This window comes from Lysinibacillus sp. FW301-JW8 (genome assembly GCF_058788755.1).
On the sequence record NZ_JBYTBB010000116.1, the window covers coordinates 1 to 7,589 of the forward strand.

Consider the following 7,589-nt stretch of genomic DNA (forward strand, 5'->3'; position numbering starts at 1 on the left):
TAAAAACGGAATATTTGTTTTAACCCCACGAATACGGAATTCTTTTAAGTTACGGTCCATTTTCGCAGCAGCTTCTTGAAACGACATTCCTGATGTTGAAATTTTTACCAGTAAGGAATCATAGTATGGTGTCACAACCGCGCCCTGGAAGCCATTCCCTGCATCGAGACGGACTCCAAAGCCACCACTCGAACGATACACCATCAGCTTACCTGTATCAGGCATAAAATCATTAGCAGGGTCTTCTGTTGTTACACGCGCCTGAATAGCATAGCCAATCATTGGCATCTCTTCCTGCTTTGGCAGATGAATTTCTTCACTGTGCAGCGCATAGCCTGCCGCCACCTTAATTTGAGTGTGTACGATATCGATACCCGTAATCATTTCTGTAATGGTATGCTCCACTTGAATACGCGGGTTGACCTCGATGAAATAAAAATCTTCACCCGCCACTAAAAATTCTACTGTCCCTGCATTTATGTACGAGACATTTTTCATTAGCTGCACGGCCGCCTCACAAATTCGATTTCTTAAATTTTCTGAAATTGAATTCGATGGCGCAATTTCAACGACCTTTTGATGACGGCGTTGAATCGAACAATCACGCTCATATAGATGCACGATATTGCCCTGTTGATCGCCAATAATTTGAACCTCAATATGCTTTGGCTTGATAATTGCCTTCTCTACATACACCTCATCCGAGCCAAAAGCTGCCTTTGCCTCTGATTTGGCTCGTTCATAAGAAGAAGCAAGCTCCTCTGATGTATGCACAAGACGCATCCCGCGACCACCACCGCCAAGTGCTGCCTTAATCATAACTGGATAGCCATAGGTGCTAGCAAATGCCTCTACCTCTGTTAAATCAGCGACAGGACCATCTGTACCAGGAATAACAGGAATTCCTGCAGCAATGGCTTGAGAACGTGCTTTGACCTTATCTCCAAACATATCTAAATGTTCAGAAGTAGGCCCGATAAACACAATGCCCTCCTGCTCACAACGACGTGCAAATTCTACGTTTTCCGATAAGAAACCATACCCTGGATGAATGGCATCTACACCCGCATCTTTCGCAATCGCTATAATGCCCTCAATATCTAAATAAGCATCAATGGGCTTTTTACCCGCCCCTACTAAATAGGCCTCATCTGCTTTAAAGCGATGGAAGGCACCACTATCCTCTCGTGAATAAATGGCTACCGTTTGGATATGAAGCTCCGTGCAGGCACGGAAAATACGAATCGCAATTTCTCCCCGATTGGCTACGAGAATTTTACGTATGAATGTCAATTGACTTCCCTCCATTTAGTAAGATTTTTTGATTTTAAGATAAAAATTTTAATGCTTAGTCTCTTAGAAAAGTGAGAACGCTTCCAAGAGACTTTAGTTGTAAATCTTTCATATTTAAATAGACTGTTCATTTACTATGGAATCATCCAAGCTAGTACATTACTTTGTAAGTAGGTAAGAATACAAATAAATAACAGCAGCATAATACTATACTTTAAGGCAAAGCGCAGTAATTCTGATTCTCGTCCAACAAGACCAACTGCTGCTGCAGCCACTGCAATCGATTGTGGTGAAATCATTTTACCAGTTACACCACCCGATGAGTTCGCTGCAAGTGCTAGTACCGGGTCCATTCCGACAGAATCTGCTGTAACCTGTTGTAGCTTGGCAAATAATACATTTGACGAGGTATCCGATCCAGTGATAAATACGCCAAGCCATCCTAATACAGGAGAGAAGAATGGGAATAATGCACCTGTTTTCGCTAACACTAGGCCAAGTGTCGTCATCATACCAGCTGTATTTGTAACATAGGCATAGCCAACAACACTACAGATCGTGATTAATGGGAACTTAATTTCATTTAACGTTTCGAAAAACGTTTTACCCCATTCCCTCCAAGAAATCTTTAAAATAAACTTGGACACAATTGCAGCTAATAATATAGCTGTTCCTGCAGCACCTAACAACTCTAACTTATAGACAGCAGCAATTGGATCGCCAGTTGTACCATTCAATACTTGATTATGCAAGAAAGGTACTTCAGGCATAAATGTTAGGGCTTGTCCTAAGACATTTACACCTTTGAGTATCATATTTGCGCTTTCATAATGTCCTGTAAGTGCACTTTTAATCGTTGGAATCCCCCAGCAAGAAATAAAGAGCGTTAGAATAATAAACGGGGACCAAGCCTTCACAATTGCAGCTCCACTATATGATTCATTGGTAGCTTTTGTAATAGGAACCTCTCGCTCTGAAGCAAAGCGATATATTGTTTTTGGTTGCCAAAATTTCATAAAAATCGCTAGTGCAAATAATGATACTAAGGCAGATAAAACATCTGGTAATTCAGGTCCTAAAAAATTAGAGCTTAAATATTGTGTAACAGCAAATGAAATCCCTGATACTAAAATTGCCGGCATAACTTCCCAAGCCTTTTTAAAGCCTGTCATAATGAAAATTAAAAAGAATGGAATAAAGACTGCTAAAAATGGTAATTGTCGACCGACCATTTTCGAAATTTCAAACGCTGATATACCAGTTGGACCTTCCATTGCCGTAATAGGAACACCAATTGCTCCAAATGCTACTGGCGCTGTATTGGCTATAAGACATAGTCCAGCAGCATACAAAGGATTAAAGCCAAGTCCAACCAATAATGCTGCTGATATGGCAACAGGTGCTCCAAATCCAGCCGCGCCTTCAAGGAAAGCTCCGAAAGAAAATGCTACGAGTAAAGCTTGAATACGTCGATCCTCAGTAATCGATAATACCGAATGACGAATGATATTAAAATTGCCTGTTTTCACCGTTAAATTGTATAGGAAAACGGACGTTACAATAATCCAGCCAATTGGTACTAGCCCATAAACCGCTCCTTGAGAAGCAGACATAATAGCTGTTGCTACTGGTACTTTAAAAGCAAAAACAGCCAACAGTAAGGACACAAGGAGCGTTGTTAAACCCGCCATATAGCCCTTCATTTTTTTTACCGCTAAAGCCCAGAAAAAATAAAGAATCGGAATTATTGCTACAGCGGCTGACCACCCAAGACTATCTCCAACAGCTGTGAAATTTTGTGTAAATGTCAAATTTCATACCCCCCATATAATTTCTCCCAAATTCATTTACGCCACACTATTACTCGGTATTTTCCACTCCTTTCAAGTCAATCACATTACCAGAAGGTTTTTCTGTCGATTCCGTTCCCTTCTTGTAGAAATAACTTCTAACAAAAGAAATACACTCTCGCTCACATGTTATTGTAATAAACCTTCAATTTTTTCTACTGCCATTTAAACAACAGAATATTAGGTCATCAGATGACCGCATGATAAGATTATATTAACTATATTCTCAAAATTCAATATTTTTTTTGAAATCTTAAAATTCGACATTTAGAAAGCTATTTGCAGTCATTTCCTATAGTTCCATGCTATTTACACAAAGTATTCACGTTAAAGAGTAAGTAAATTACTTTTCTTCATGTATAATAAACATATGATTGAGCATAAATGAGGTGTAGCTCCTTGGAATTAAGAAAAATTAAACCGAAAAAAATATATGAGGAAGTATCCGAAATCCTGTATGAAAAAATTAGAGCTGGTGTACTGAAACCTGGTGATCGTCTTGACTCTGTAGAACAGCTTGCAGAACAATTACAGGTAAGTAGATCCGCTATACGAGAGGCACTTTCTGCTTTAAAGGCAATGGGACTCATTGAAATCAAACAGGGCTCAGGGACCTTTGTTAAAAGCATCCAGCCTAGCCAACTCGATTTCCCCCTTTCGACAGCGATATTAACAAATAAACAAGATGTCGCTCATTTATTAGAAGTACGCAAAATCATCGAAGTAGGTGCAGCTGCAAGCGCAGCTACCCATCGATCAGACGAAGACATTCAAGCCATGATTCAAATATTGGATGAAATGAAACGTGTACAAGGAGATGGCGAGCTAGGCGAAAAAGTTGATTTCCAATTTCATGCAGCAATTTCTAAAGCTTCACAAAACCCCCTGCTTGCAACTATATTGGACCAAGTCTCAGGGTTAATGATTGAAACGATGAAAGAGACACGACGGATTTGGTTATACTCTAAAAAAACAACAAGTGAACAGCTATACGATGAACATATGCAAATCTTCCTTGCCATTAAACAACAAAATGAAGAGCTGGCAAAGCATGCTATGGCCTCCCATTTAAGCAATGTGGAAAAGGTTTTAATGCAATATTTTGAAACAACAGAATCAATGAAATAACAGTAGCTGCCTAGTTTTTATATAGGCAGCTTTTAAATTTTTCGAAAATTTATAATAAACACTTTTACTCATTTGAAAAGTTGTAGTATTATAAAAGCAATCTATTTGCTCAACAAAGTCATCTGATGACCGGTTGAATTATTAAAAACTTCAAGTCAATCGTAATTGTTTGAGCAGTGAATCTACCACTTAAAAGATCTTCCCCAGTTAAATGTAGGAGAAAATAAAAAGGAGCGATACTCATGAAAGTAACACTATTTGCAACTTGTTTAGTTGATATGTTTCAAGGAAATGTAGGAAAAGCTGTAGTTGAAGTACTTGAAAGACTTGGCTGTGATATTGATTTTCCAGAAAATCAAATTTGCTGCGGACAGCCAGCCTATAATAGCGGCTACATAAAGGAATCTAAAAATGCCATGAAAAAAATGATTACAGCATTTGAACATGCTGAATATGTGGTCTCTCCTTCAGGCTCCTGTGCGTATATGTTTAAAGAATATCCAGAGGTTTTTAAGGGGGACACGATTTGGGAACAAAGAGCACAGGCATTAGCAGATAAAACCTATGAATTTACAGAGTTTATTGTCAATGTTTTAAGGATTGAGGACGTTGGTGCCCATTTAGAAGGCACAGCTACTTACCATACATCCTGCCATATGACACGCCTACTAGGAGTAAAAGAAGCACCACTTAAATTATTACGTCAAGTGAAGGGTTTACAGTATGTGGAACTGCCAGGAAAAGATCGCTGTTGTGGATTTGGCGGTACCTTTTCAGTAAAAATGGGTAACATCTCAGGAGAAATGGTTACTGAAAAAGTACACGATGTAGCAGAAACAGGGGCAAATATCCTAATTGGCGCTGATGCTGGTTGTTTAATCAATATTGGTGGTCGAATTGATCGACAGGGAAAGCCAATTAAAGTAATGCATATTGCAGAAGTATTAAATTGCCGATAGATCAGAGGGGGAATAGGAATGGCAATGAAAACTAGTGACGATCAATTTAATCATCGAGTAACGAAGGAGTTAGAAAATACATTTATGCGTGGGGCTGTGTCAAGTGCACAGGAACGCTTTCAAACACGTCGACTTACACAGGCTGAAGAGCTTGGCCATTGGGAGGAATGGCGCTCTCATGGAGAAGAAATTCGTAAGCATGTACTAGCAAACTTAGATTTTTACTTATATCAGTTAAGTGAAAATGTTGCAAAAAGAGGTGGTCATGTTTACTTTGCACAAACAGCAACAGAAGCAACAGACTATATTCAAGGTATTGCAAAAAAGAAAAATGCTAAGAAAATCGTAAAGTCAAAATCAATGGTTACAGAAGAAATCAATTTAAATATTGCGCTAGAAGAGCTTGGTTGTGAAGTTATTGAAACAGATTTAGGTGAATACATTTTACAGGTGGATGATCATGAGCCACCATCTCACATTGTTGTTCCAGCCTTGCATAAAAATAAGGAGCAAATACGAGATGTTTTTAAAGAAAAGCAAGGCTATGATAAAACTGAAAAACCAGAGGAACTTGCCCTCTACGTCCGTGAGAAACTTCGGAATGAGTACTTGACTGCTGATATTGGCATCACAGGCTGTAATTTTGCCATTGCAGAAAGTGGCTCTATTACACTTGTTACAAATGAAGGTAACGCAGATTTAGTGACTGCCCTACCGAAAACTCAAATTACCGTTATGGGCATGGAACGCATTGTTCCTACCTTTGAAGAGATGGAGGTACTTGTCAGTTTATTAACAAGAAGCGCTGTTGGTCAAAAGCTTACGAGCTATATTACAACTTTAACGGGAATAAAGGAAGAAGGCGATACAGATGGCCCAGAGGAATTCCATTTAGTCATTGTTGATAATGGGCGCTCCGATATTTTAGGTGGCGAATTCCAGCCAATTCTACAATGTATTCGCTGTGCAGCATGTGTCAATGCATGTCCAGTTTATCGTCATGTTGGTGGTCATACGTACGGTTCCATCTATTCAGGACCTGTGGGTGTTGTGCTCTCTCCATTATTAGGAGGATATGATGATTTTAAAGAACTACCATATGCCTCCACATTGTGCGGGGCATGTACAGATGCTTGTCCTGTGAAAATTCCATTACATCAGCTTATTCATCGCCATCGTCAAGTAATTGTTGAAAACGAAGGAAGAGCACCTGTTTCTGAAAAACTACTAATGAAGGCTTTTGGTCTAGGTGCCTCCTCCCCTACCCTTTATAAAATGGCGACAAAGATTGCCTCACCTGCAATGTCACCATTTACTAAAGACAATAAAATCTCAAATGGTCCTGGTCCATTAAAAGCATGGACAGAAGCAAGAGATTTCCCTGCACCAAATAAAGATAGTTTCAGAAATTGGCTTAAGCAACGTTCTAAAGGAGGAGAGCACTAATGATAGGTACTATAGAAAATAGAGATGCCTTTTTATCAAAAATCGCCCAACAGCTTGGACGTACACCTAAAACTGAGCTTGCACAACCTATATGGCAATACCAGCCGCAAGAGCGTGTACTCAAAGAGGCAACAAAAGATGAATTAGTAGAGGTTTTGGTGGAGCAATGTAAAAATATTCATACAGAGATCGTTCTGACAGATACAGCTAATCTCACAAAGGATTTACAAAAGGTCGTTGAAAATTATGGAGGTCATTCAGTAGTAACATGGAAAGATGAGCGTTTTGAGCGTTATGGCTTAACATCGCTTATGACAGAGCACTGGTCACAAATGGGCATTCAACTGTATGAATGGAACCCGGCACAGCATGAGGAAAATATTCAGCAGGCTGAAAAAGCAAATATTAGCATTACTATAAGCGAAATAACATTAGCCGAATCAGGAACTGCTGTACTTTTTAGCAGCAAGGATAAAGGTAGATCTGTTAGCTTCTTACCAGAAAAATCCATTATTTTAATTCCTAAAAGTACACTCGTTCCACGTATGACGCAAGCTGCCCGCTTCATTCGTAAAAAAATAAAGGACGGAGAGCAGATTGCCTCCTGTATTAACTTTATTACAGGACCAAGTAACTCAGCCGATATAGAGATGATTTTGATTGTTGGTGTACATGGGCCCATTAAAGCAACTTACATTGTCATTGAGGATCAGTAGATTAGCTATTGTTTTAGACTATCGCTGCTAATTTCAAATTCAAAATTGTATTGGTGCTGTCTTCTAGGTTTTCTACTGAAAAAGATAAACCAGACATTCTTTAAACTGAAGAATGTCTGGTTTCATAGTGTTGAAAAACTAAATGGTCAAGGGACTCTTTGTGAACACTCCTAAGTCAAATGAAGGTGATCTCCGTT

The 7,589-nt window shown here is 39.1% G+C and carries 6 protein-coding genes; 4 read left to right on the forward strand and 2 right to left on the reverse strand.

Features of this window, described 5'->3' with window-relative positions; genetic code table 11:
• Both AC3WOM_RS26045 and AC3WOM_RS26050 read right to left on the reverse strand, forming a co-directional pair.
• A partial coding sequence (locus AC3WOM_RS26045; protein ID WP_492448955.1) for an ATP-binding protein occupies nt 1-1,293 on the reverse strand: 1,293 nt, incomplete at its 3' end.
• 134 nt (nt 1,294-1,427) lie between these two features.
• Nucleotides 1,428-3,104, reverse strand: coding sequence for an L-lactate permease (locus AC3WOM_RS26050; RefSeq protein WP_492448958.1), 1,677 nt, complete (start codon nt 3,102-3,104; stop codon nt 1,428-1,430).
• A 438-nt stretch (nt 3,105-3,542) separates the two neighbouring features.
• On the opposite strand from AC3WOM_RS26050, the gene AC3WOM_RS26055 reads away from it, so the two are divergent.
• From AC3WOM_RS26055 to AC3WOM_RS26070, 4 genes are all read left to right on the forward strand, one after another.
• A complete protein-coding gene (locus tag AC3WOM_RS26055; protein ID WP_427548523.1) occupies nt 3,543-4,271 on the forward strand; it encodes a FadR/GntR family transcriptional regulator in 729 nt (242 codons plus the stop codon).
• A 242-nt stretch (nt 4,272-4,513) separates the two neighbouring features.
• Nucleotides 4,514-5,230: a (Fe-S)-binding protein gene (locus AC3WOM_RS26060; RefSeq protein ID WP_492448961.1), complete on the forward strand. Its 717-nt coding sequence runs from the start codon at nt 4,514-4,516 to the stop codon at nt 5,228-5,230.
• A gap of 18 nt (nt 5,231-5,248) precedes the next feature.
• Nucleotides 5,249-6,676 carry a LutB/LldF family L-lactate oxidation iron-sulfur protein gene (locus tag AC3WOM_RS26065; RefSeq protein ID WP_427548527.1) on the forward strand — a complete coding sequence of 476 codons (1,428 nt, stop codon included), beginning with the start codon at nt 5,249-5,251 and terminating at the stop codon, nt 6,674-6,676.
• Nucleotides 6,676-7,392: a LutC/YkgG family protein gene (locus AC3WOM_RS26070; RefSeq protein ID WP_492448964.1), complete on the forward strand. Its 717-nt coding sequence runs from the start codon at nt 6,676-6,678 to the stop codon at nt 7,390-7,392. Before AC3WOM_RS26065 ends, AC3WOM_RS26070 begins: the two co-directional genes overlap by 1 nt.
• Nucleotides 7,393-7,589: the final 197 nt, after the last annotated feature.